Annotated in this window: 21 protein-coding genes; 4 read left to right on the top strand and 17 right to left on the bottom strand. The window is 72.8% G+C overall.

The window, feature by feature from the left end; translation table 11 throughout:
* Window positions 1-54: 54 nt before the first annotated feature.
* Window positions 55-747, bottom strand: coding sequence for a GNAT family N-acetyltransferase (locus AC1VM9_RS15380; protein WP_483123237.1), 693 nt, complete (start codon window positions 745-747; stop codon window positions 55-57).
* A 308-nt stretch (window positions 748-1,055) separates the two neighbouring features.
* Window positions 1,056-2,540: a GTPase HflX gene (gene hflX, locus AC1VM9_RS15375; RefSeq protein ID WP_481341645.1), complete on the bottom strand. Its 1,485-nt coding sequence runs from the start codon at window positions 2,538-2,540 to the stop codon at window positions 1,056-1,058.
* 153 nt (window positions 2,541-2,693) lie between these two features.
* On the opposite strand from hflX, the gene AC1VM9_RS15370 reads away from it, so the two are divergent.
* On the top strand, window positions 2,694-3,356 hold the full coding sequence (locus AC1VM9_RS15370; RefSeq protein WP_481341646.1) for a class I SAM-dependent methyltransferase: 663 nt from the start codon (window positions 2,694-2,696) through the stop codon (window positions 3,354-3,356).
* Here AC1VM9_RS15370 and dapF read toward each other — a convergent pair.
* Genes dapF through miaB form a run of 4 tightly spaced genes read right to left on the bottom strand, consistent with a single transcriptional unit; the run spans window position 3,323 to window position 7,388 of the window.
* Complete coding sequence (dapF, locus tag AC1VM9_RS15365; protein ID WP_483123235.1) at window positions 3,323-4,174, bottom strand: diaminopimelate epimerase; 852 nt, start codon at window positions 4,172-4,174, stop codon at window positions 3,323-3,325. The two genes, AC1VM9_RS15370 and dapF, sit on opposite strands and share 34 nt — an antisense overlap.
* Before the next feature lies 1 nt (window position 4,175).
* Window positions 4,176-5,159, bottom strand: coding sequence for a tRNA (adenosine(37)-N6)-dimethylallyltransferase MiaA (miaA, locus tag AC1VM9_RS15360; RefSeq protein ID WP_481342002.1), 984 nt, complete (start codon window positions 5,157-5,159; stop codon window positions 4,176-4,178).
* The gene (def, locus tag AC1VM9_RS15355) at window positions 5,156-5,821 is read right to left on the bottom strand and encodes a peptide deformylase (protein ID WP_481346333.1); all 666 of its coding nucleotides are present in this window, start codon (window positions 5,819-5,821) and stop codon (window positions 5,156-5,158) included. The genes miaA and def overlap by 4 nt, the downstream gene beginning before the upstream one ends.
* 49 nt (window positions 5,822-5,870) lie before the next feature.
* A complete protein-coding gene (gene miaB / locus AC1VM9_RS15350; RefSeq protein WP_483123234.1) occupies window positions 5,871-7,388 on the bottom strand; it encodes a tRNA (N6-isopentenyl adenosine(37)-C2)-methylthiotransferase MiaB in 1,518 nt (505 codons plus the stop codon).
* A 223-nt stretch (window positions 7,389-7,611) separates the two neighbouring features.
* On the opposite strand from miaB, the gene AC1VM9_RS15345 reads away from it, so the two are divergent.
* Window positions 7,612-8,217, top strand: coding sequence for a YceI family protein (locus AC1VM9_RS15345; protein WP_483123232.1), 606 nt, complete (start codon window positions 7,612-7,614; stop codon window positions 8,215-8,217).
* Between the two features lie 142 nt (window positions 8,218-8,359).
* On the opposite strand, the gene AC1VM9_RS15340 is transcribed toward AC1VM9_RS15345, so the two are convergent.
* From AC1VM9_RS15340 to AC1VM9_RS15325, 4 genes are all read right to left on the bottom strand, one after another.
* On the bottom strand, window positions 8,360-8,815 hold the full coding sequence (locus AC1VM9_RS15340; protein ID WP_483124031.1) for a regulatory protein RecX: 456 nt from the start codon (window positions 8,813-8,815) through the stop codon (window positions 8,360-8,362).
* A 327-nt stretch (window positions 8,816-9,142) separates the two neighbouring features.
* On the bottom strand, window positions 9,143-10,186 hold the full coding sequence (gene recA / locus AC1VM9_RS15335) for a recombinase RecA (RefSeq protein WP_481341996.1): 1,044 nt from the start codon (window positions 10,184-10,186) through the stop codon (window positions 9,143-9,145).
* 252 nt (window positions 10,187-10,438) lie between these two features.
* Window positions 10,439-10,972 carry an O-acetyl-ADP-ribose deacetylase gene (locus AC1VM9_RS15330; protein ID WP_483123231.1) on the bottom strand — a complete coding sequence of 178 codons (534 nt, stop codon included), beginning with the start codon at window positions 10,970-10,972 and terminating at the stop codon, window positions 10,439-10,441.
* Entirely contained in the window at window positions 10,969-11,220 is a 252-nt protein-coding gene (locus AC1VM9_RS15325) for a DUF3046 domain-containing protein (protein ID WP_481341994.1), read from the bottom strand. The genes AC1VM9_RS15330 and AC1VM9_RS15325 overlap by 4 nt, the downstream gene beginning before the upstream one ends.
* Before the next feature lie 215 nt (window positions 11,221-11,435).
* Between AC1VM9_RS15325 and AC1VM9_RS15320 the strand changes: the two genes are divergently transcribed.
* On the top strand, window positions 11,436-13,016 hold the full coding sequence (locus AC1VM9_RS15320; protein ID WP_483123229.1) for a DUF3352 domain-containing protein: 1,581 nt from the start codon (window positions 11,436-11,438) through the stop codon (window positions 13,014-13,016).
* A 146-nt stretch (window positions 13,017-13,162) separates the two neighbouring features.
* On the opposite strand, the gene AC1VM9_RS15315 is transcribed toward AC1VM9_RS15320, so the two are convergent.
* The 6 genes from AC1VM9_RS15315 to rimO are packed head-to-tail and all read right to left on the bottom strand — an operon-like array spanning window position 13,163 to window position 18,374.
* Window positions 13,163-14,266, bottom strand: a complete 1,104-nt coding sequence (locus AC1VM9_RS15315) for a mandelate racemase/muconate lactonizing enzyme family protein (RefSeq protein ID WP_483123228.1) — start codon at window positions 14,264-14,266, stop codon at window positions 13,163-13,165.
* Window positions 14,263-15,180, bottom strand: coding sequence for a serine hydrolase (locus AC1VM9_RS15310; RefSeq protein ID WP_483123227.1), 918 nt, complete (start codon window positions 15,178-15,180; stop codon window positions 14,263-14,265). The genes AC1VM9_RS15315 and AC1VM9_RS15310 overlap by 4 nt, the downstream gene beginning before the upstream one ends.
* 17 nt (window positions 15,181-15,197) lie before the next feature.
* On the bottom strand, window positions 15,198-15,500 hold the full coding sequence (locus AC1VM9_RS15305; RefSeq protein WP_481341990.1) for a helix-turn-helix domain-containing protein: 303 nt from the start codon (window positions 15,498-15,500) through the stop codon (window positions 15,198-15,200).
* Between the two features lie 42 nt (window positions 15,501-15,542).
* Window positions 15,543-16,145, bottom strand: coding sequence for a CinA family protein (locus AC1VM9_RS15300; RefSeq protein ID WP_483123225.1), 603 nt, complete (start codon window positions 16,143-16,145; stop codon window positions 15,543-15,545).
* Window positions 16,138-16,875 (bottom strand): CDP-diacylglycerol--glycerol-3-phosphate 3-phosphatidyltransferase, encoded by a 738-nt coding sequence (pgsA, locus tag AC1VM9_RS15295; protein ID WP_481346341.1) that lies wholly within the window; start codon window positions 16,873-16,875, stop codon window positions 16,138-16,140. Before pgsA ends, AC1VM9_RS15300 begins: the two co-directional genes overlap by 8 nt.
* Window positions 16,872-18,374, bottom strand: coding sequence for a 30S ribosomal protein S12 methylthiotransferase RimO (rimO, locus tag AC1VM9_RS15290; protein ID WP_483123224.1), 1,503 nt, complete (start codon window positions 18,372-18,374; stop codon window positions 16,872-16,874). Before rimO ends, pgsA begins: the two co-directional genes overlap by 4 nt.
* Before the next feature lie 37 nt (window positions 18,375-18,411).
* Here rimO and AC1VM9_RS15285 point away from each other — a divergent pair, with 37 nt between their 5' ends.
* Window positions 18,412-19,683, top strand: coding sequence for a dipeptidase (locus AC1VM9_RS15285; protein WP_483123223.1), 1,272 nt, complete (start codon window positions 18,412-18,414; stop codon window positions 19,681-19,683).
* 30 nt (window positions 19,684-19,713) lie between these two features.
* Here AC1VM9_RS15285 and AC1VM9_RS15280 read toward each other — a convergent pair whose 3' ends face one another.
* Entirely contained in the window at window positions 19,714-20,460 is a 747-nt protein-coding gene (locus AC1VM9_RS15280; RefSeq protein ID WP_483123221.1) for an ion channel, read from the bottom strand.

Here is a 20,460-nt window from a genome sequence, read left to right as displayed (position 1 = left end):
GGGAAGCCGCGCGAGTGCTCCCAGAAACCGAGCCCCCGCAGCGTGCCGTCGGGGTCATGCAGGGTGCACAGCAGTGCCGTCTGGGCACCGACGTCCGCCAGGTGCCGGTCGAGAGCGGCGGCGACGGCCTCGCGCGGGGCCCCGGGCAGGAAGCCGACCGAGCCGCCGGCGTCGTTGACGTGCACCCACAGGTCGATGACGGCGTCCCTGAGCCTCGGCGTCGACGCGGGCCGGGTCGACGACCGCGACGACCGGGGCCTCGAAGTACAGCATCGGCTCCGAGCCAGGCGGGTCGTCGCGGTTGAGGCGCGTGCCCTTCTGCACGAGGCCGGCCGCCGTGGCCGTCGCGGCGGAGGCGCCGTTGACCCGGTCGACCATGGCGGTGACGCGCTCGTCGCGGTGCTCCAAGCCCCAGGCGACGATGCCGCGCGACACCTCGCGGCCCAGTCCCTGACCGAGCCGGGAGTACGCGAGCCGGTAGTAGAGGTTGAGCTCGGTCTCGTCGGAGTCCTTGACCCGCAGTCCGGCCCAGCCGACGACCTCACCCGAGGACCGCTCGACGACGGCCGCGTACCCGACGCCGTCGGCCTCCCAGGAGTGGAGGTCGTCCTCGAGCCTCTCGCGGCAGCGTTCCGGGCTCGGTCTGGTGTGCGGCGCGTGCGCGTACGTTCGCGGGTCGCTGTGCAGTCGCACGTAGTCCTCGAGGTCGGCCTCGTCCGGGCGGCGCAGGACGAGACGCCGCGTCACGATCCAGGGGTCACCCGGACGTCCCGGCGCCGGCGGCTGCACCAGCGCCGGCACGCAGGTGCCACGAGCATCCACCGTCACCGCGACGGAGCCGGACGTTCGGGCGCCCGTGTCTCGCAGACAGCCTGTGGCGCGCCGTCGCAGCACGGCTCGATGTACAGGCACCTGGGGCAGCGGTTGTGCGCCTGCTCGGCATACATCTGGGCGCCGCAGTACGGGCAAGGGATCTCGAGGGCCATGCCACCATCCTCACCGACAGCTCCGACAGCAACGACAGCACCGACGCCGCGTCCTCCCGTCGGCGTCGGTCAGCTCGCGACGACGACGTAGTCGGACAGCTCGGCCTCGAGGTCGGGCGTCACCTTGGCCCGCACGCGCGTGCCGTCCGCGACGTGCTCGCTGGCGAGGACCTCGGCGCCCTCGTGGATGCGGGAGACGAGGTCACCGCGCTCGTAGGGCACCAGCACCTCGACCTCGATGTCCGGCCTGGGCAGCTCGTCGGCGATGAGGTCGCGCAGCTCGGCCAGGCCGGCGCCGGTTCGGGCCGACACGGTGATGCAGTGCCTCTCGTGGCGGCGCAGCCGGTCGAGCACCTCCGGGTCGGCGATGTCGGCCTTGTTGACGACGATGACCTCCTTGACCTGGTCACCGCCGACGTCGGCGAGCACCCCGCGCACGGCGCTGATCTGGCCCTCCGGGTCCGGGTGCGAGCCGTCCACGACGTGCAGCAGCAGGTCGGCGTCGGCCACCTCCTCGAGCGTCGACCGGAACGCCTCGACGAGCTGGTGGGGCAGGCTGCGGACGAAGCCGACGGTGTCGGCGAGCGTGTAGACGCGGCCGTCCTCGGTCTCGGCGCGCCGGACGGTCGGGTCGAGGGTGGCGAAGAGCTGGTTCTCGACCAGCACGCCGGCGCCGGTCAGCCGGTTGAGCAGCGAGCTCTTGCCGGCGTTGGTGTAGCCGGCGATCGCGACCGAGGGCACGCCCCCCACGCGTCGGGAGTGGCGCCGGGTGTCGCGGCTGGTCTTCATGCCCTTGATGTCGCGCCGCAGCTTGGCGATCTTGGTGTTGATCCGGCGGCGGTCGAGCTCGATCTTCGTCTCACCGGGTCCGCGCGACCCGATGCCCTCACCGCCGGCGACGCGGCCACCGGCCTGGCGGGACATCGACTCGCCCCAGCCGCGCAGGCGCGGCAGGAGGTACTGCAGCTGCGCCAGCTCGACCTGGGCGCGGCCCTCCCGGCTCTTGGCGTGCTGGGCGAAGATGTCGAGGATCAGGGCGGTGCGGTCGATGACCTTGACCTTGACGACATCCTCGAGGGCACGACGCTGACCCGGGGCCAGCTCGCCGTCGCAGATGACGGTGTCGGCGCCCTCGGCCACGACGATGTCGCGCAGCTCGATCGCCTTGCCCTTACCGAGGTACGTGGCGGGGTCCGGCCGCTGGCGCCGCTGGAGGACGCCGGCGAGAACGGTCGAGCCGGCGGTCTCGGCCAGCGCGGCGAGCTCGCGGATGGAGTTCTCGGCGTCCTCGCTCGTGCCGTCGGTCCAGACACCGGCGAGCACGACGCGCTCGAGACGAAGCTGCCGGTACTCGACCTCGGTGACGTCCTCGAGCTCGGTCGACAACCCCTGGACTCGGCGAAGGGCCGCACGCTCCTCGCGGTCGAGCTGGTCACCGTCGTAGAGCGGAAGGTCCGCCTCGGTGCGCTCGTCGAGGTCGGCGGCCAGTGCCTCGGCGCGGGTCGCGAACAGGTTGGTGCCGCGACTGTGCTGGTTCGTGTGGTTCGTCGTCATGTTCTCCCTATGGTCCCATCCCATTAACGCCACGAGCGACTCGTTTGTGCCCGCACCACCTCACCCGGCGCTCACCCGGCCCATACCCCCTCGCGCGGGGCGCCACCGGTCCGGCCGGTGTCGCCCCGGGACCCTGCCGCTACGGTGGCCGTGATGAGCGAGCGGACCGACCACTACTTCAGCGCCGAGCCGGCCTCCCCCGAGGACCTGCGCACCATCGCGGTGACGTTGGAGGGCAGGCCGTACCGCCTGACCACCGCGCGGGGCGTCTACTCCCCCGAGCGTCTCGACCCGGGCACCGCGGTCCTCCTCGCCGCGGCTCCGGATCCGAGCCCGGCGGGTGCGCTCCTCGACCTCGGCTGCGGCTGGGGGCCCATCGGCCTGACCCTCGCGCTGCGCTCCCCCGGCGCGACCGTGTGGGGGGTCGACGTCAACCGCCGCTCGCTCGACCTCGCACGCCGCAACGCGGCGACCGTCGGCGTCGCGAACGTCACCTTCTGCGAGCCCCACGAGGTCCCGGCCGACCTGCGCTTCGACACGATCTGGTCCAACCCCCCGATCCACGTCGGCAAGGCGGCGCTGCACGACCTCCTCGAGCGCTGGCTGCCTCGGCTCACCGACGACGGCGCGGCCCACCTCGTCGTCCAGAAGCACCTCGGCTCGGACTCGCTGCAGAAGTGGCTCAACGCCCAGGACTGGGGCCTGACGTGCGGCCGCCTGTCGTCGGCCAAGTCGTTCCGCGTCCTCGAGGTGCGTCGCAGCTCAGGACCGCCCGCAGGGCGTCACAACGGGAACTCACCGTCGGCGACGAGCTGAGCGGGTCCCGCGAGCTCGACCCGACTGCCCGGCAGCGGCGTCACGGTGAGGCGACCGCCGGGCACGTCGACGGTCCACGGGGAGTCGTCCTCGACCCCGGACCAGAAGCGCGTGGCGAGGGCCGCCGCGGCCGCGCCGGTTCCGCACGAGCGGGTCTCGCCGACCCCACGCTCGTGGACCCGCATCGCGATGTGGCCCGGACCGACCGCCCTGACGAACTCGACGTTGACGCCCTCGCGCTGCTCCGGGTGGACCTCGGGAGCGGCGGTGAGGTCGAGCTGGTCGAGGTCGATGCCCTCGGGGAGCATGACGACGGCATGCGGGTTGCCGAGGTCGAGCGACAGCGCCGGGACCGGCTTGCCGTGGCGGGGACGGACCATGACGTCGAAACCGTCACGGCGGGCACCCTCCTCGTCGGAGAGCCGCCACGGCCCGAGGTCGACCGCGTAGCCCGTGTCGGTGACGCGGATGGTCTTGGTGCCGGCACGCGTGGCGATGCTCAGCTGCCGGCCGTGGGCGAGTCCCTCGCGGCGCAGGTACTCGGCGAAGACGCGGGTGCCGTTGCCGCACATCTCCGCGAGGGACCCGTCCGAGTTGCGGTAGTCCATGAACCACTCGGCGTCGTCGGCCTGGGAGCGCACCGCGTCGTCGGTGGCGTACCGGGTGCGCACGACACGGATGACGCCGTCGGCGCCGAGCCCCGCGTGACGGTCGGCGATGCGCTGCACCTGCGCCGGGGTGAGCTCGAGGGTGCCGTCGAGGTCGGGAACGAGGACGAAGTCGTTCTCGGTGCCGTGGCCCTTGGTGAAGCGCGTCATGTCAGTCATTCTCCGGTACGGCAGGGACCGACGCGTCGTGGGCCCGGACTGCGGCGAGGGCGCGGTCGAGCAGGTCGGGAGCCTCGGCCTCCAGCCACACGATGCGCGGGTCGGCGCCGAACCAGGACGCCTGCCGGCGCGCGTAACGACGCGTCGCCTGGGCGGTGTCGAGCCGGGCCTGCTCCTCGGACAGGTCGCCGTCGAGAACGGCGATGGCCTGGCTGTACCCGATGGCGCGGCTCGCCGTGAACCCGTCGCGAAGCCCCGCTGCGAGCAGATGTTCGGTCTCCTGGCGCAGGCCCTGGTCCCACATCCGGTCGACGCGACGGCCGATCCGCTCGTCGAGCACGGCGCGGTCGAGGCGAAGCCCGAGAACGACTGCCGGAGTGACGTGCTCGCGCGCCGGCAGCGACGCGCTGAACGGTCGGCCGGTCAGCTCGACGACCTCGAGGGCCCGTACCACGCGGCGGACGTTCCCAGGCAGGATGCGCGCGGCCGCCTGCGGGTCGACGCCGCGGAGGCGGGCATGCATCGCCTCGCCTCCCTCGCGGTCGGCCTCCGCCTCGAGCCGGGCTCGGACGGCGGGGTCGGTGGGCGGGATGTCGAGCCGGTCGAGGGCCGCCCGGACGTAGAGCCCCGAGCCGCCGACGAGGAGGGGACGACGGCCTCGGGCACGGATGGCCGCGATGTCGGCCCGCGAGTTCCGTTGGTAGGCAGCGACACTCGCCTCCTCGGTCACATCGAGGACGTCGAGCTGGTGATGGGCGATGCCGCGACGCTCGGCGGGCGCGAGCTTCGCCGTACCGATGTCCATGCCGCGGTAGAGCTGCATGGCGTCCGCGTTGACAACCTCCCCCTCGAGCCGCTCGGCCAGGTCGAGCGCGAGGTCGGACTTGCCGGTCGCGGTGGCCCCCACGACGGCGACGACGGCGGGCAGCGCGGCGAGGGCACCGTCGGGACCGGCCGCGTCCGCCGGCCGGGTCACCCCGCCAGCTCGTCGTGCTCGCCGTGGCGGCCTGCGTGCACCTCGTGGCCCTCGTGGCCCTCGTGGCCCTCGGCGTCGAGGTCGGCCTCGTCGTGGCCGAAGGGGTCGGCGTCGACACCGGGCATCCACGAGTGCCCCGGCGTGCCCCAGCCGTTGCGGCGCACGGCCTTCTTCGCCTTCTTGGACTGGCGCTCGTCCAGGCGGTCGACGTACAGCGTGCCGTTGAGGTGGTCGTACTCGTGCTGCATGCAGCGGGCGAACCAGCCCGTGGCGTCGAACTCGACGCGGTTGCCCTCGACGTCGAACCCGACGACGTGGGCTCGCTCGGCCCGCCGCAGCGGGAACGACTCACCCGGCACCGACAGGCAGCCCTCGGTCTCCTCGTGCGGGTCGGGGCGGCCCGGCGGCACCTTCGAGGTGGTCACCGTCGGGTTGACGACGTGGCCCGACTCGGGGACCCCGTCGTCGTTCGGCATCTTCCAGACGAACACCCGCAGACCGACGCCGACCTGCGGGGCGGCAAGGCCCACACCGTTGGCCGCGACGTTCGTCTCGTGCATGTCCTCGACCAGCGTCCGCAGGTCGTCGTCGAACTCGGTCACGAGGGCGGCAGAGCGGTGGAGCACGGGCTCGCCGCTGATGACGATCGGGCGCACGGTCATGGGCCCAAGTCAAGCACGCCGACCGGCTCGCGCCCGAACCGGCCGGAGGTCAGGGGGCGGCGCAGGCGGGAGCGCTCGGAGCGGTCGCGGCGGGGCGTCCGATGCCCGGCATCCCGAGGGTCACAGCCGGCTTGCGCGGGCCGGTCGGCGCGTCCTGGAGCGCGGCCCACGCGTCGCCACCCGGCGTGCGGCGCACCCGGTACGCGCCACCCGTGACGGCCGAGTCGGCGACGAGGTGGTGGGGCGCCCCGTACGTGACCCCGACCGTGACGAGGTCGCCCGGGCGCGGCACCTCGGCCCCACCGGCGAGGGCGAAGTGGACCAGACGGTTGTCGCGGGCCCGGCCGGACAGGCGCTTGGTCGCGGAGTCCTTGCGCCCCTCGGACGGCGCGACGAGGACCTCGACCTCCCGTCCCTCCAGGCGGCGGTTCTCCGCCCACGACACCTCCTCCTGGAGGGCGATGAGCCGGTCGAAGCGCTCCTGCACGACCTCCTTGGGCACCTGGCCCTCCATCGTCGCCGCCGGGGTCCCGGGCCGGATCGAGTACTGGAAGGTGAAGGCGCTGGAGAACCGCGCCTCGCGCACGACGTCGAGGGTGCCCTGGAAGTCTGCCTCGGTCTCGCCGGGAAAGCCGACGATGATGTCGGTGGTGATCGCGGCGTCGGGGATCCGGTCACGCACCTGGTCGAGGATGCCGAGGAACCTGGCGCTGCGGTAGGAGCGACGCATCCGGCGCAGCACGTCGTCGCAGCCCGACTGCAGCGGCATGTGCAGGCTCGGCATGACGTTCGGCGTCTCGGCCATGGCCGAGATGACGTCGTCGGTGAAGGCGGCCGGGTGCGGGCTGGTGAACCGCACGCGTTCGAGGCCCTCGATGTCACCGCACGCGCGCAGCAGCTTGCCGAACGCGAGCCGGTCCCCGAACTCGACGCCGTAGGTGTTGACGTTCTGCCCGAGCAGGGTCACCTCCACGACGCCCTGGGCCACGAGTGCCTCGATCTCGGCGAGGATCTCACCGGGACGCCGGTCCTGCTCCTTGCCCCGCAGGCTCGGCACGATGCAGAAGGTGCAGGTGTTGTTGCACCCGACCGAGATCGACACCCAACCGCTGTAGGCGGAGTCGCGGCGCGTGGGGAGGGTGGACGGGAACACCTCGAGGCTCTCGAGGATCTCGACCTGGGCCTTGCGGTTGTGGGCTGCCCGGTCGAGCAGTGCCGGCAGCGAGCCGATGTTGTGGGTCCCGAAGACCACGTCGACCCACGGGGCGCGTTCGACGATGGCGCCTCGGTCCTTCTGGGCCATGCACCCGCCGACGGCGATCTGCAGGTCAGGGTTCTTCTGCTTGGCGGGGCGCAGCTGCCCGAGGTTGCCGTAGAGCTTGTTGTCGGCGTTCTCGCGGACGGCACACGTGTTGAAGACGACGACGTCGGCCACCTCCGGCCGCTCCCCCGCGGGAAGGCTGGCGAGGTCGACGTAGCCCGCGGTCTCGAGGAGGCCCGCGAGGCGCTCGCTGTCGTGGACATTCATCTGGCACCCGTGGGTGCGCACGTCATAGGTCTTCGGCATCGTCCTTCTCCGTCAGTCCGCCGGGCGCGCGGTGGCGTGCGGGCCGCGTCTAGGGTACGGCGTCCCGCGCCCCCGTCCGACGGCTCAACAGGACGTCGGCCTCCCATCACCCTACGGCGGAATAACCGGACCACGGTCCGAGTTTGAACCAATGCTTGACAGTTCAACGAGATCAGTGCAGACTGTCGTTGAACATTCAATCATCTACTCCGAAGGACTCATCATGGGACTGTTCAACCGCACCGCCGAGGCCCCCGCGGCCGAGACCACCTCCGTCGCCGTCGCCGACATCACCGGCGACTACACGCTGGACCCGAGCCACACGCGCATCGGCTTCTCGGCGCGCCACGCCATGGTCACCAAGGTGCGCGGCCAGTTCGAGGAGTTCGAGGGCAGCGCCCACGTCGACACCGCCACCACGTCCAACTCGTCGGTCAACGTCACCATCAAGGCGGCGAGCGTGACCACCGGCAACGAGCAGCGCGACGGCCACCTGCGCACCCCTGACTTCTTCGACATCGAGAACCACCCCGAGATCACCTTCGTCTCGACGCGCGTCGAGCGCGACGGCGCCGAGTGGGAGATCACCGGTGACCTCACCATCAACGGGGTGACGAAGTCCGTCACGATCCCCTTCGAGGAGACGGGCTCGGCCAAGGACCCGTTCGGCAACACCCGCGTCGGCTTCGAGGGCGGCGTCACCATCGACCGCACCGAGTGGAACCTGTCGTTCAACGCGGCGCTCGAGACCGGTGGCGTCCTCGTCAGCGAGAAGGTCAAGCTCGAGTTCGACATCTCGGCGATCGCCGTGGTGCCGTCGCAGGCGTGACCTGCACCTGAACCCGGCCGCACCGGCCACCCCACGAAGGGCGAGGACCGCAGGGTCCCCGCCCTTCGTCGTGCCCTCGGGTCCATCCCGTCGGCACCGGGACCTTCCTGCTGCCGGTCCGCGGCCGGCGTGACGGGGCGGGTCAGTCTCGCTGGTGCTCCTCGGCGAGGTTGACCGCATCGCGCACGACCGGCCACGCGATCTCCCCGGAGTAGCCCTTGCGGGCCAGCATGGCTGCCAGCCGGCGGGCCTGCACGTCGGGCGCGAGCCCGTGCATGGTGCGCAGCTTCTTGGCCACGAGGTCCTCGGCCCTGGCCCGCTCGTCGTCGGCGTCGACCTGGCCGAGCGCCTCCTCGGCGACGTCCTGGTCGATGCCCTGCTTGCGCAGCTCGTGGGCGAGGGCCTTGCGGGCCAGACCTCGTGCCGCCTGCTTGGAGCGAACGAGCATCTCGGCGTAGGCCTCGTCGTCCACGAGCCCCACCTCGGTCATGCGGTCGAGGACCCGGGTCGCCACCGAGTCGGCGCAGCCGCGGTCCCGCAGCTTTCGCTCCAGCTGGGCCCGGCTGCGGGGCGCCATGCTCAGCTGTCGCAGGACGATCGCGCGCGCGACCGACTCGGGGTCGGCCTCGGGCGCGTGCGTCGTCGGGTCGGGCGGGGGTGGTGGCGTGCCACGCCTCCCCCGTCGAGAGGGACCGGGCGCGCGGCGGCCTCCCGGCTCGAGCTCGGGATCTCGGCGGGGCGACCCGTCGTCCCAGGGTCCCGGCTCGCCCCAGAGCCTGGGGTTGCCCGAGCCGGCCGGAGCAGGCGCCCCGGACAGGCCCTCGGCCTCGGCCAGGATCCGCGCGGCCCGGGCCAGCCGTTCCTCGACCGACGGGTCGAGGCCGGCTGACGACCGGTCCGGACGGCGAGCTCCGGGAGCTCACGATCAGAAGTCGACCGGGACGTCCGCGACCTCGGCCGGCTGGTCCACACGCGGCCCGACGCCGAGCTTCTCCTTGACCTTCTTCTCGATCTCGTCGGCGAGGTCGGGGTTGTCCTTGAGGAAGTTGCGAGCGTTCTCCTTGCCCTGGCCGAGCTGGTCGCCCTCGTAGGTGTACCAGGCCCCGGCCTTGCGGATGAAGCCGTGCTCGACCCCCATGTCGATGAGTCCACCCTCGCGCGAGATGCCCAGGCCGTAGAGGATGTCGAACTCCGCCTGCTTGAACGGCGGCGACACCTTGTTCTTGACGACCTTGACACGGGTGCGGTTGCCGACCGGCTCGGTGCCGTCCTTGAGGGTCTCGATGCGACGCACGTCGAGACGTACGGACGCGTAGAACTTCAGCGCCTTTCCACCGGTGGTCGTCTCGGGCGAACCGAACATGACGCCGATCTTCTCGCGCAGCTGGTTGATGAAGATCGCGGTCGTGCCCGTCGAGTTCAGCGCACCGGTGAGCTTGCGCAGCGCCTGGCTCATGAGGCGGGCCTGCAGGCCGACGTGGCTGTCGCCCATCTCACCCTCGATCTCGGCGCGCGGCACGAGGGCGGCGACGGAGTCGATGACGATGATGTCGAGCGCGCCGGAGCGGATGAGCATGTCGGCGATCTCGAGCGCCTGCTCACCGGTGTCGGGCTGGGAGACGAGCAGGGCGTCGGTGTCGACGCCGAGCTTCTTGGCGTACTCGGGGTCGAGCGCGTGCTCGGCGTCGATGAAGGCCGCGATGCCGCCGGCGCGCTGCGCGTTGGCGACCGCGTGCAGGGCCACGGTCGTCTTGCCGGAGGACTCCGGGCCGTAGATCTCGACGATGCGCCCACGCGGGAGGCCGCCGATGCCGAGCGCGACGTCGAGGGCGATCGACCCCGTGGGGATGATCTCGATCGGCGGTCGGACGTCGTCGCCGAGGCGCATCACCGCACCCTTGCCGTAGCTCTTCTCGATCTGACCCATCACCGAGGCGAGGGCCTTGTCCTTGTCCATCACCGATGCCATGTGGTGGCCACCTATCTGCCGTCTGCGCTGCGGTCGTCTGCCTTCGACCCTGAACGACGGCGTTCGTGAGTTCCGTTGTCGGGTCAGACGTTAGGTGCCGGCGCCGACATCGGAGTTCACCACGAGACGGCCTGTGGACGATGCCATGGACGACACCGGACCTGTGGACAACACTACCGAACACGTGTTCGAGACCGGGCAGCGACACGCCGCCGCCGTGGCCGACCGCTCGATCAGCGCACCCGCCGAGGGTCAGGCCTCCCCGGCCTCGGCGAGCGCCGCCTCGAAGGCGGCGTGGACCTGGTCCGAGAAGAGCCAGAAGCGCGCCTCCCGGACGGCCGGGAACGCGGCGAGAGCGTCCGCGAGCGTCGTCACGGCGACGCGGGCCGCCGCGTCGGGGGAGTAGCCGTAGACGCCGCACGAGATGGCCGGGAACGCGACGACGGCGCACGACGCCTGGGCCGCGAGCTCCACCGACCGGCGGTAGCAGGACGCGAGCAGCTCCGGCTCCCCCGCCCCGCCGCCGCGCCACACCGGACCCACGGTGTGGATGACGTGGCGGACCGGCAGCCGCCCCGCACCGGTGATCTTGGCGTCGCCGGTCGCGCACCCGCCGAGGAGCCGGCACTCGGCGAGCAGGTCAGGACCGGCTGCGCGGTGGATCGCGCCGTCGACGCCCCCACCGCCGAGGAGCGAGGAGTTCGCCGCGTTGACGATGGCGTCGGCTCCGGCGTCGGTCGTGATGTCCCCGCGCCTCAGGGTGATCCGGCCGCGCGGGGCGCTCACGGGCCGGCCACCTGGCCGCCCTGCGCGCCACGGGCCACGCGGTCGTCGCGGCCGAGGCGTCGGGACTCGGGCACGTCCATGTCGTCGCAGATCGCCTCCCAGACGCGGCGTGGCGGTTCGCCGTCGGCGAGCGCCTCGTCGACGGACCGGCCGCCGAGCGAGCCGATGACGTGGTCGCGGGCGAGCGACCTCGCGTACCCCTCGCCGAACTCGTCCTCCATCAGGGTCCAGAAGTGACTCATCCGCACGCCTGCCAGTCTGCCACCCGGCGCAGCCGTGCCCGACCCGCTGCGGTCGTCCCTCGTCGCCGACGCCTCCACGCGGCGTCGGGAGCCGGCCCGGGACGCCTCCGGTCACGACCGCGTCGCAGGATCGCCGAACCGGACATGGCCGTCCTCACCAGGCGATATCGTCGCTGCGCGGCGCCAGTGCCGGCACACCATCCTCAGGGGGAGCACTTCACATGTCCGACTCGACGTACCGACCTTCGGGAGACACGCAGGTCACCCAGCCCTACACGTATCCCGTCGCCGGCGACCTGGTCGGGTCCACGGCCACCGAGGGCGTCGCCCTCTCGGACGAGCCGGCGGCGCCGGGCGTCGCTCGCCGCAGGCGTACCGGTCTGCTCGCCGGCGGCCTCGCCGCGGTGGTGCTGCTCGGCGGCGCCGGGGTCTTCGCGGCCCAGCAGCTGGGCGGGGGCGGCTCGCAGCCCGCGGACGTGCTGCCCGGTGACGCGTACGCCTACCTCCGCCTCGACATCGACCCCTCCGCAGGGCAGAAGGTCGCCGCGGTCCGCTTCCTCGGCAAGGTCCCGCAGATCCAGAACACCCTCGGGAGCGGCGACCCCCGCAAGAAGCTCTGGGACCTCGCCGCCCACGACTCGCGCGACGCGTGCATGAAGACGTTCCGCTACGACACCGACATCGCGCCGTGGCTCGGCGACCGCGTCGGCCTGGCGCTGCGGCCCGGTGGCACGAAGGACAAGCCGAACCTCGCCGTGGCGATCCAGGTCAGGGACGAGGATGCCGCGCGCACGACGCTGGACCGGCTCCGGACCTGCGGCGCCAGCGGGGCCGACACCGACCTGCGCGTCAAGGACGGCTACGCCATCCTCACCCCGGGTGGCCTCGGCGACGCGACGCTCGCGGCGACCGCGAAGGGCAGTCTCGCGCAGAACGCGACCTTCGCCGGCGACATGTCGGCGCTCGGCGAGCAGGGCGTGGCGTCGGCGTGGGTCGACATGGGCCTCGGCCTGCCCGAGCTGCAGAAGCTCGGCGGCAGCCTCGGGCCCACCGCCGTGCCGGGTGGCAAGGGCCGCTTGGCCGCCGCCCTGCGCTTCGACGCCGACTACGTCGAGCTGGCCGGTGTCGTCCGGGGCGCCGACGCGTCGGGGACGGCCAAGGGCGATGGCACGGAGCTGGCCAACCTGCCGGCCAACACGATGGCCGCCCTGCAGGTGTCCGGCGCGGACCAGTCGATCGACGCCGCGTGGCCGAACCTGAAGAAGCAGCTCGACGGTGCCGCACGCGGCCAGGGCGACGTCCTCGCGATGGTGCAGCAGGGGCTCGGCGTCAAGCTACCCGCCGACCTCAAGGCGCTCCTCGGTCGCTCCTTCACGCTCTCGGTCCCCGGCCAGGACCTCACCTCGGCAGCCCCGACGATCGGCGCCAAGATCATCTCGAGCGACGCCAAGCGGGCCGACGCGGTCATCACCCGCCTGCTCCGCTCCGCGGGCGGGGCCCCCGCCCTGACCCACCGGGTCGTCGGCGACAAGGTGTACGTGGCGACGACGTCCGACTACGCCGACGACCTCCAGGCCGGTGGGCGCCTCGGCGACAGCGAGGCCTTCACGCAGGCCGTCGGTGACGTCAGCGGGTCCAACGTCGCCGTGTTCCTCGACCTCGACAAGCTCGAGAAGCTCTACCTCAGCGGCGTCCACGGTCAGGAGAAGACCTTCCTCGAGTCGCTCAAGGCAGTCGGTCTGAACGCCAGGCAGACCGGCGCCGGTGAGGGCGCGTTCACGTTCCGCGTCGTCGGCAACTGAACGACGCCGCCCGGCACGTCCCACGGGGCGGCACGGCTGCAGGACGGGCACGGCCGGCACGACCGGCACGACCGCTGCGACGCCAGCGGTCGCCCGTCCGGACGAACGAGGGACCCCGCCCCGGCGGGGTCCCTCGTCGCACGGGCTCAGGCGCGGGCGAGCCCCGTCACGCCGGACCCGGGCGCGTCGGGCAGGCGGATCTCGTTGCCGCAGTACCGGATACCGCCCTCGACCGGCGAGGCGACCGACCACCAGGCGGCATCGAGGTCGCTGACCTCCGTCGTCGGCTCGGCAGCGACGAGCGAGGCCGCCGCACCGACACCGACATGCGACTCCATCATCGAACCGACGATGGTGCGCAGCCCGGCGTCGTGCGCCCGGCGCAGCATGTCGCGGCCGACCGAGAGCGACCCGCACTTGGCGAGCTTGACGTTGACGAGGTCTGCGGCGCCGAGCCGGATGATGCGCTCGAGGTCGTAGGGGCCGAAGCACGACTCGTCGGCCATGACCGGCAGGCCGACGCGCTCGCGGACCCACGCCAGTCCCTCGACGTCGTCCGCCACGATCGGCTGCTCGACGAACTCGACGCCGAGGTCTGCCACCTCGAGGGCGCGGATGACCCGCACGGCCTCCTCGCGCGTCCAGCCCTGGTTGGCGTCCAGACGGATCGCGACGTCGGGCCCGACCGCGTCGCGCACCGAGGCCACTCGCTGGACGTCGGTGTCGGCGTCCGTCCCGACCTTCATCTTCAGCGTGCGGAAGCCATCCGCGACCCGGGCCCGGGCGGTGTCGGCGAGGTCGGCCGCGCCCCCGGCCGACAGCGTGACGTCGGTGACGAGCACGGGCTCCGGGACGCGTCCACCCTCGGCGAGCAGCGCCGCCACCGAGACGCCCTCGGCCCGCGCGAGGACGTCGTGCAGGGCGGAGTCCAAGGCCGCCTTCGCGCCGAAGTTGCGCGCCACCGTGCGCGCGACGGTCCGGCCGAGCGCGGCGAGGTCGCCGCGGTCGTCGAGCGGTCGGCCCGTGACCGCAGGCGCGAGCATCTGCTCGAGGCAGGCCGTCGCGCCGGCGAGGGACTCACCGGTCACCTGCCACACCTGTGGGGCCTCACCCCAGCCGACCCTGCCGTCGCTGTCGGTGACGCGCACGAGAACGGTGTCGACGGTCTCGGTCCGGCGCAGTGCCGTGACGAAGGGCGTGTGCAGCGGCACCGACGACGTGGTCGTCTCGACGCGGACGACGGTGGTCATGCGGTGACCTCCGTGACATCGGTGGCCGCCGTCCTCCCGGTCGCCGCGGGGCGGTCCGGGGACGTGACGTCGGCCGCGGGGTGGGTGGTCGCCCACAGGGCGCGGGCGATGTCGGCGACGAGCGCGGCGGCCTCGGACTCGCCGAGGTCGACCGTCGTGCAGACGGCCAGCACGAACGGCGCCTCGCCCACGGGCCGCACGAGGGCGACGTCGTGCGAGACCCCCGGGACCCACCCCGACTTGCTTGCAGTGGGCGTGCCGGGCGGCAGTCCGGCCGGTACCTGGTCGAGGTGGTGCTGGCGAGACAGCATCGCCTCGACCGGCGCCAGGACGGCCTCGCCGCCGAGCGCGGGCTCCCGCCGCCCGACGGCCGCCATCAGGGCTCCGAGGTCGGCCGCCGTGACGGTGTTCGTGATGCCGGCCGCGCGGGCGGCCGCGTCCTCGATGCCGCGCGCGACGACGGTCGAGGGCGAGCAACCGGTCAGGCTCAGCACCTCGGCCACCTCGTCGAGGCCGACGACGTCGAGGAGCAGGTTGGTCGCGAGGTTCCCCGAGTGGGTGATCGCGTGCTCGGCGAGCTCGCGCAGCGTCCGGGTCCCGCCGAGCGCCGCCCACGTGTCCCGGTCCTGGTCGTCCGACTCGTCCATGGTGAAGGGGGATCCGTCGAGGACGGAGGCGAACGAGCTGTGCACCGCGTGCGGGTCCTCGAGGTCGAGCTCACCCCGCACGACGCGTCGCAGGGCCGCCACGACGAGCGGCAGCTTCATCGTCGAGGCCGCATAGTGCGGCACGTCGGCGTCGTGCGACCAGCGTCGGCGACCGTCGAGGTCGCCCAGCCACACGGACACGGCCGCGCCGTCGGGAGCCGCGAGCCGGGTCAGCCGTGACTCGAGGTCCGTGAACGTCGTGGGCACCCTCGCACGGTAGACGATCAGGCCGCGGAGGCCGACACCACCTCGCCGGCGGGGACGGGCAGGCGGACGGTCGTGGCCAGGCCCTCGCTCTCGGCCATCCGCGCGGACACGTCGATGAGCACCTGGGACAGCGGCGTGTCGAGCGCACCGCAGATGGACGCGAGCAGCTCGGAGGACGCCTCCTTCTCACCGCGCTCCACCTCGGAGAGGTAGCCGAGCGACACCGATGCCGTGGCCGAGACCTCCCGGAGCGTGCGGCCCTGGGCGCGGCGGCGCTCGCGCAGGACGTCACCGAGCTCGCGTCGCAACAGTGTCGTCATGCCGCCCTCCTCCAAGGTCGTCGTGTCGTCGGTGTCGAGTGCTCAGTCGTCGGCGGCAGGAGCTCCGGGTGCCGACAGGCCTACCGTACCGCGAGGGTCGGTCACCGGTGCAGCGGTTCCCCGCGTGGCGCGAGTCTCCTCCAGGGCCAGGGCGAGGACCCCGGCCACCGTGCCGGAGCGCACCTGCGCCCTGGTCCCCTTCAACCGCAGCGACCGCGTCGCTGTTCCCGCGGGGCCCGCCACCGCCACGTGGACCGTGCCGGCGGGCTTGCCCTCGGCGGGTCCGGGACCGGCCACCCCGGTGGTGGCCACACCCCACGTGGCGCCCAGCCGCTCACGTACGCCCCGGGCCATCGCGGCCGCGACGTCGGCGTCGACGGTGCCGACCCGGTCCAGCAGGTCGTGCGGGACGCCGAGCAGCGCCGTCTTGAGGTCGGCCGCGTAGGCGACGACGCCACCACGGAGCACGTTCGAGGCGCCCGGGGTGTCGGCCACCGTCGCCGCGACGAGTCCCGCAGTGAGGGACTCCGCGCAGGCCAGGGTCTGCCGCGCCTCGGTCAGCTCGGCGACGAGTGCCGCACCGGCGGCCCCGGTGTCGGCGGCATCAGCGGTGCCAGCCGGGACGGCGTCGGCGTCGTCACTCACGGTGCGGGGTCCGCTCCTCCGGGCGGCCCGGTGCAGCGGCCGCTCCGGCGGCACCCGCACCCCCCGCACCACCGGCCGCCTCGGCGCGACGCGCCGCGCGGGCCTCGCGCCGCAGCCGGGTGCGCTCGCTCGTCTCGCGCAGGCGCGCGGCCTTGAACACGTAGTCCACACCGGACAGCACCGTCATGACGGTGGCCGCGCCGAGCACGACGTAGGCGACGGTGGTCCAGACCTCGCCGAGCGGGAGCACCCAGAGCGGGAAGGTCAACGCACCGAGCGACAGCGTCTGGAGCATCGTCTTGAGCTTGCCCCCACGCCCGGCCGGCATGACGCCGTGACGGATGACGACGAAGCGCAGGACCGTGATGCCGATCTCGCGGACGAGGATGACGACGGTGACCCACCACCACACGACGCCGAGCAGCGACAGCCCGATGAAGGCCGTGCCCGTGAGCGCCTTGTCGGCGATGGGGTCGGCGACCTTGCCGAAGTTGGTGATCTCACCACGGCGTCTGGCCAGCTTGCCGTCGACGCCGTCGGTGACAGCCGCGACCGCGAAGACGACCCAGGCCCAGAACCGCCACCACGGTTCGTGGCCACCGTCCTGGAACAGGGCGAAGGCGTAGACCGGCACGAGGAGGAACCGGAGCACCGTCAGGGCGTTCGGCAGGTTCCAGTCGGTCGGACGAGGGTTCGGACCCTCCCCTCGGTGGAAGGTGGTCGGCGTCATCGCGGCTCCGCGACGAGGTCGATCCCCTCGGTGTCGACGACGACGGCCGGCACCAGGTCGCCGACGGCGGGCACGGGGGCCCCGTCGGCGAGGCGGAGGACGGTGACGCCGTCGACGTCCGGTCCCTGGAACGCGGCCCGGCCGACCGGCGCGCCGTCGTCGTCGAGCTCCTCGACGAGCACGTCGACGACCTCGCCGACCCGCTCCTCGGCCCGCTGGGCGTTGAGCTCCTCGACGAGGCGGGTGACGCGGTCGAGGCGCTCGGCGACGACGGCCGGGTCGACCTTGTCGCCGTACCCCTCGGCCTCGGTGCCGTCCTCGTCGGAGTAGCCGAAGACGCCGACGACGTCGAGGCGCGCCTCGACGAGGAAGGCCTCGAGCTCCGCGAGGTCCGTCTCGGTCTCGCCGGGGAACCCGACGATGACGTTGCACCGGATGCCGGCCTCCGGGGCGTCCGCGCGGATCCGCGCGAGCAGGTCGAGGAAGGCCTCGCGCGATCCGAACCGCCGCATCCGCCGCAGCAGCGGCTCGGACGCATGCTGGAAGGAGATGTCGTAGTACGGGACGACGCCTGGTGTCTCGGCCATGGCGCGCAGGAGTCCCGGGCGGATCTCGGCCGGCTGGAGGTAGGAGACGCGGACCCGCTCGATGCCCTCGATCGCCGTCAGCTCCGGCAGCAGCTTCTCGAGCAGGCCGAGGTCGCCGAGGTCCTTGCCGTAGGAGGTCGAGTTCTCGGAGACGAGGAACAGCTCGCGGACGCCACGAGCCGCGAGCCAGCGCGCCTCGGTGACGGCGTCCGTGGGGCGACGGGAGACGAACGCGCCGCGGAACATCGGGATGGCGCAGAAGGAGCAGCGTCGGTCGCAGCCGGAGGCGATCTTGAGCGGCGCCCAGGGGCGGCCGTCGAGCCGGGCGCGTACGACGCGCGGCCCGCTGGCCGGCACGGGGACGGCGTCCTCGGTCGGGAGCGGCTGCGTCGACCCGGCGGGCGCTGACGCAGCAGGGACGGACGCGTCGCCGTGGCCCGGCAGCGCGACCGTCGTGACGCCCGCCTGGCGTGCGACGGGCGACAGCGGCAGGAGGGCACGCCGGTCGCCCGGCGCGTGGCTCTCGACGTGGCCACCCGCGAGCAGGGTGCGCAGGTGCACGCTCATGTCGCGGTAGGAGTCGAAGCCGAGCACCGCGTCGGCCTCGGGCAGCTGGTCGGCCAGCTGCTTGCCGTACCGCTCGGCGAGGCAGCCGACCGCGACGACCTTCTGGGTGCGCCCGTGCTCCTTGAGGTCGCTGGCCTCGAGGAGCGCGTCGATGGAGTCCTTCTTGGCCTGCTCGACGAACCCGCACGTGTTGACGACCGCGACGTCGGCCTGCGACGCGTCGTCGACGAGCCGCCACCCCTCCGCGAGCAGGCGCCCCGCAAGCTCCTCGCTGTCGACCTCGTTGCGGGTGCAGCCGAGGGTCACGAGGGCGACGCTGCGCTCGGTGGGATGGGGAGGGGCCATGCGTCCACTCTAGATGGCGGGGTGTTCAATGTCGGACATGCTCGGAGCCGACGGCCAGCGCCCCACGACCGGCGACCCCGACATCGCCGACACCCCCGACAGCCGCGCCGGGACGCATGAGGAGGCGCTCGCCCGGGCACGTCGGCTGCTCGCCGAGCATCCCCTCCTCGACGGCCACAACGACCTGCCCTGGGCCGCCCGGGAGCTGACGCGGTACGACTTCGAGGCGCTCGACCTGTCGGCTCGGGTGACGAGCACCCGGACCGACATCCCGCGGCTGCGCGAGGGCGGTGTCGGGGCACAGTTCTGGTCCGTCTTCGTGCCGAGCACCCTGCAGGGCGACGCCGCCGTCGTCGCGACCCTCGAGCAGGTTGACGCCGTGCACCGCATGGTGGCCACGTGGCCGGGTGAGCTCGCCCTGGCCCTGACCGCCGACGACGTCGACGCCGCCCGCGCCAGTGGCCACATCGCCTCCCTGCTCGGTGCCGAGGGCGGGCACTCCATCGGCTCGTCCCTCGCGGCCCTGCGCGCCCTCCACACGCTCGGCGTCCGGTACCTGACGCTGACCCACAACGACAACACGCCCTGGGCCGACTCGGCGACCGACGAGCCGGCCGTCGGCGGACTCACCGCCTTCGGCCGCGAGGTGGTCCGCGAGATGAACCGGCTCGGCATGCTCGTCGACCTGAGCCACGTCGCCGCCACGACGATGCGCGCCGCCCTGGCCACCACGGAGGCGCCCGTCGTCTTCAGCCACTCCTCGGCGCTCGCGCTCTGCGACACGCCCCGCAACGTTCCGGACGACGTCCTCGCGACGCTGCCGGCCAACGGCGGGGTCTGCATGGTGACCTTCGTGCCCGAGTTCGTCTCCCCCGACACCGCTGCCTGGCGGGTCGAGGCCGCGGCGGCCGCCGCGGAGGTCGGGGTGGACGCGAAGGACTGGGAGGCGTTCGGCCGCTTCACGGCCACCTGGGTCCGCGAGCACCCCAAGCCGGACGCCACGGTGGCCCAGGTCGCCGACCACGTCGAGCACGTCCGCGAGGTGGCCGGGATCGAGCACGTCGGGATCGGGGGCGACTACGACGGCACGGACACCTTCCCGCTCGGGCTCGAGGACGTCAGCGGCTACCCGACGCTCGTCGCCGAGCTCCTGCAGCGGCGGTGGTCCGAGGACGAGGTGGCCCGGCTGGTGCGTGGCAACGCGCTGCGGGTGCTCCGGGACGCCGAGGCGGTCGCCCGCGACCTGCAGGCGGCTCGCCCGCCCGCCATCGCCACCATCGAGGAGCTCGACGGGCCGCCGGCATCCTGACCCGGCGCGCCGGGTCAGGACGGGCGAGCGTCAGCGGCGGAAGCGGGCGATGGTGAGCCCGACCAGGCGGGCGACGACGAGCGCGACGTAGAGCATCCCGGTGATCTGCTGGAGCAGGACGAACGCGCGCGCGTGCGGCTCCACGGCGTAGATGTCCGACAGGCCCGTCGAGGTCATCGTCGTGATGGACAGGTAGAGCAGCTCGAACCACGTGCGGGTCCCGGGCACGCCGGTCTCGCCGTAGATCGTGAACGAGTGCGGCCAGACGATCTGGATCGCCAGGTAGAGGTACGCGAAGCCCCACGCGACGACGGTGAAGGTCGCCCCGGTGGCGTAGAGCTCGTCGCGGGTCACCCAGTTGTCGGCGAACATGTACCGCAGCAGGCCGTAGCCGGTGTACAGGTAGAAGAGCGCATGCAGCATGCTGCTCCAGAGGGCGACGGCCTGGTTGTCGGGCCAGATCGCCTCGCCGACCGTCAAGAAGACGACCGGGCCACCGAGGAGCAGGGCCACCCACGTCAGCGCCGGCGTCGCCCGCACCGCGCGCACGGCGAGGAAGAGCACGACGAGGCCGATGAGACCGAAGACCGCGCGCGCCGCCTCCTGGACGTCGCCCGACCGCGTCTCGATGAAGGGATAGGCGAGCAGCGCGGCCAGCTGCGCGAAGAGCAGGAGCGCGCACGGCAGGTCGGACAGCTTGCGGCGGAAGCGGTCCCACCGGTTCGGTGGACCGACGCGACGCGGCGTCGACGGCCAGAGCTCGAGCGAGGCACTCAC

The organism is Monashia sp. HAY1-11D, from assembly GCF_056868035.1.
This window is presented reverse-complemented; position numbering and strand designations above follow the sequence as displayed.

What these genes read in the sequence shown, in the direction of transcription:
- AC1VM9_RS15305 (WP_481341990.1), bottom strand. Translation starts at nt 15,500, where the DNA reads ATGACGACACTGTTGCGACGCGAGCTCGGTGACGTCCTGCGCGAGCGC.
- AC1VM9_RS15370 (WP_481341646.1), top strand. Translation starts at nt 2,694, where the DNA reads ATGAGCGAGCGGACCGACCACTACTTCAGCGCCGAGCCGGCCTCCCCC.
- miaB (WP_483123234.1), bottom strand. Translation starts at nt 7,388, where the DNA reads ATGCCGAAGACCTATGACGTGCGCACCCACGGGTGCCAGATGAATGTC.
- AC1VM9_RS15285 (WP_483123223.1), top strand. Translation starts at nt 18,412, where the DNA reads ATGCTCGGAGCCGACGGCCAGCGCCCCACGACCGGCGACCCCGACATC.
- dapF (WP_483123235.1), bottom strand. Translation starts at nt 4,174, where the DNA reads ATGACGCGCTTCACCAAGGGCCACGGCACCGAGAACGACTTCGTCCTC.
- def (WP_481346333.1), bottom strand. Translation starts at nt 5,821, where the DNA reads ATGACCGTGCGCCCGATCGTCATCAGCGGCGAGCCCGTGCTCCACCGC.
- AC1VM9_RS15315 (WP_483123228.1), bottom strand. Translation starts at nt 14,266, where the DNA reads ATGACCACCGTCGTCCGCGTCGAGACGACCACGTCGTCGGTGCCGCTG.
- rimO (WP_483123224.1), bottom strand. Translation starts at nt 18,374, where the DNA reads ATGGCCCCTCCCCATCCCACCGAGCGCAGCGTCGCCCTCGTGACCCTC.
- AC1VM9_RS15320 (WP_483123229.1), top strand. Translation starts at nt 11,436, where the DNA reads ATGTCCGACTCGACGTACCGACCTTCGGGAGACACGCAGGTCACCCAG.
- AC1VM9_RS15345 (WP_483123232.1), top strand. Translation starts at nt 7,612, where the DNA reads ATGGGACTGTTCAACCGCACCGCCGAGGCCCCCGCGGCCGAGACCACC.
- recA (WP_481341996.1), bottom strand. Translation starts at nt 10,186, where the DNA reads ATGGCATCGGTGATGGACAAGGACAAGGCCCTCGCCTCGGTGATGGGT.
- hflX (WP_481341645.1), bottom strand. Translation starts at nt 2,540, where the DNA reads ATGACGACGAACCACACGAACCAGCACAGTCGCGGCACCAACCTGTTC.
- pgsA (WP_481346341.1), bottom strand. Translation starts at nt 16,875, where the DNA reads ATGACGCCGACCACCTTCCACCGAGGGGAGGGTCCGAACCCTCGTCCG.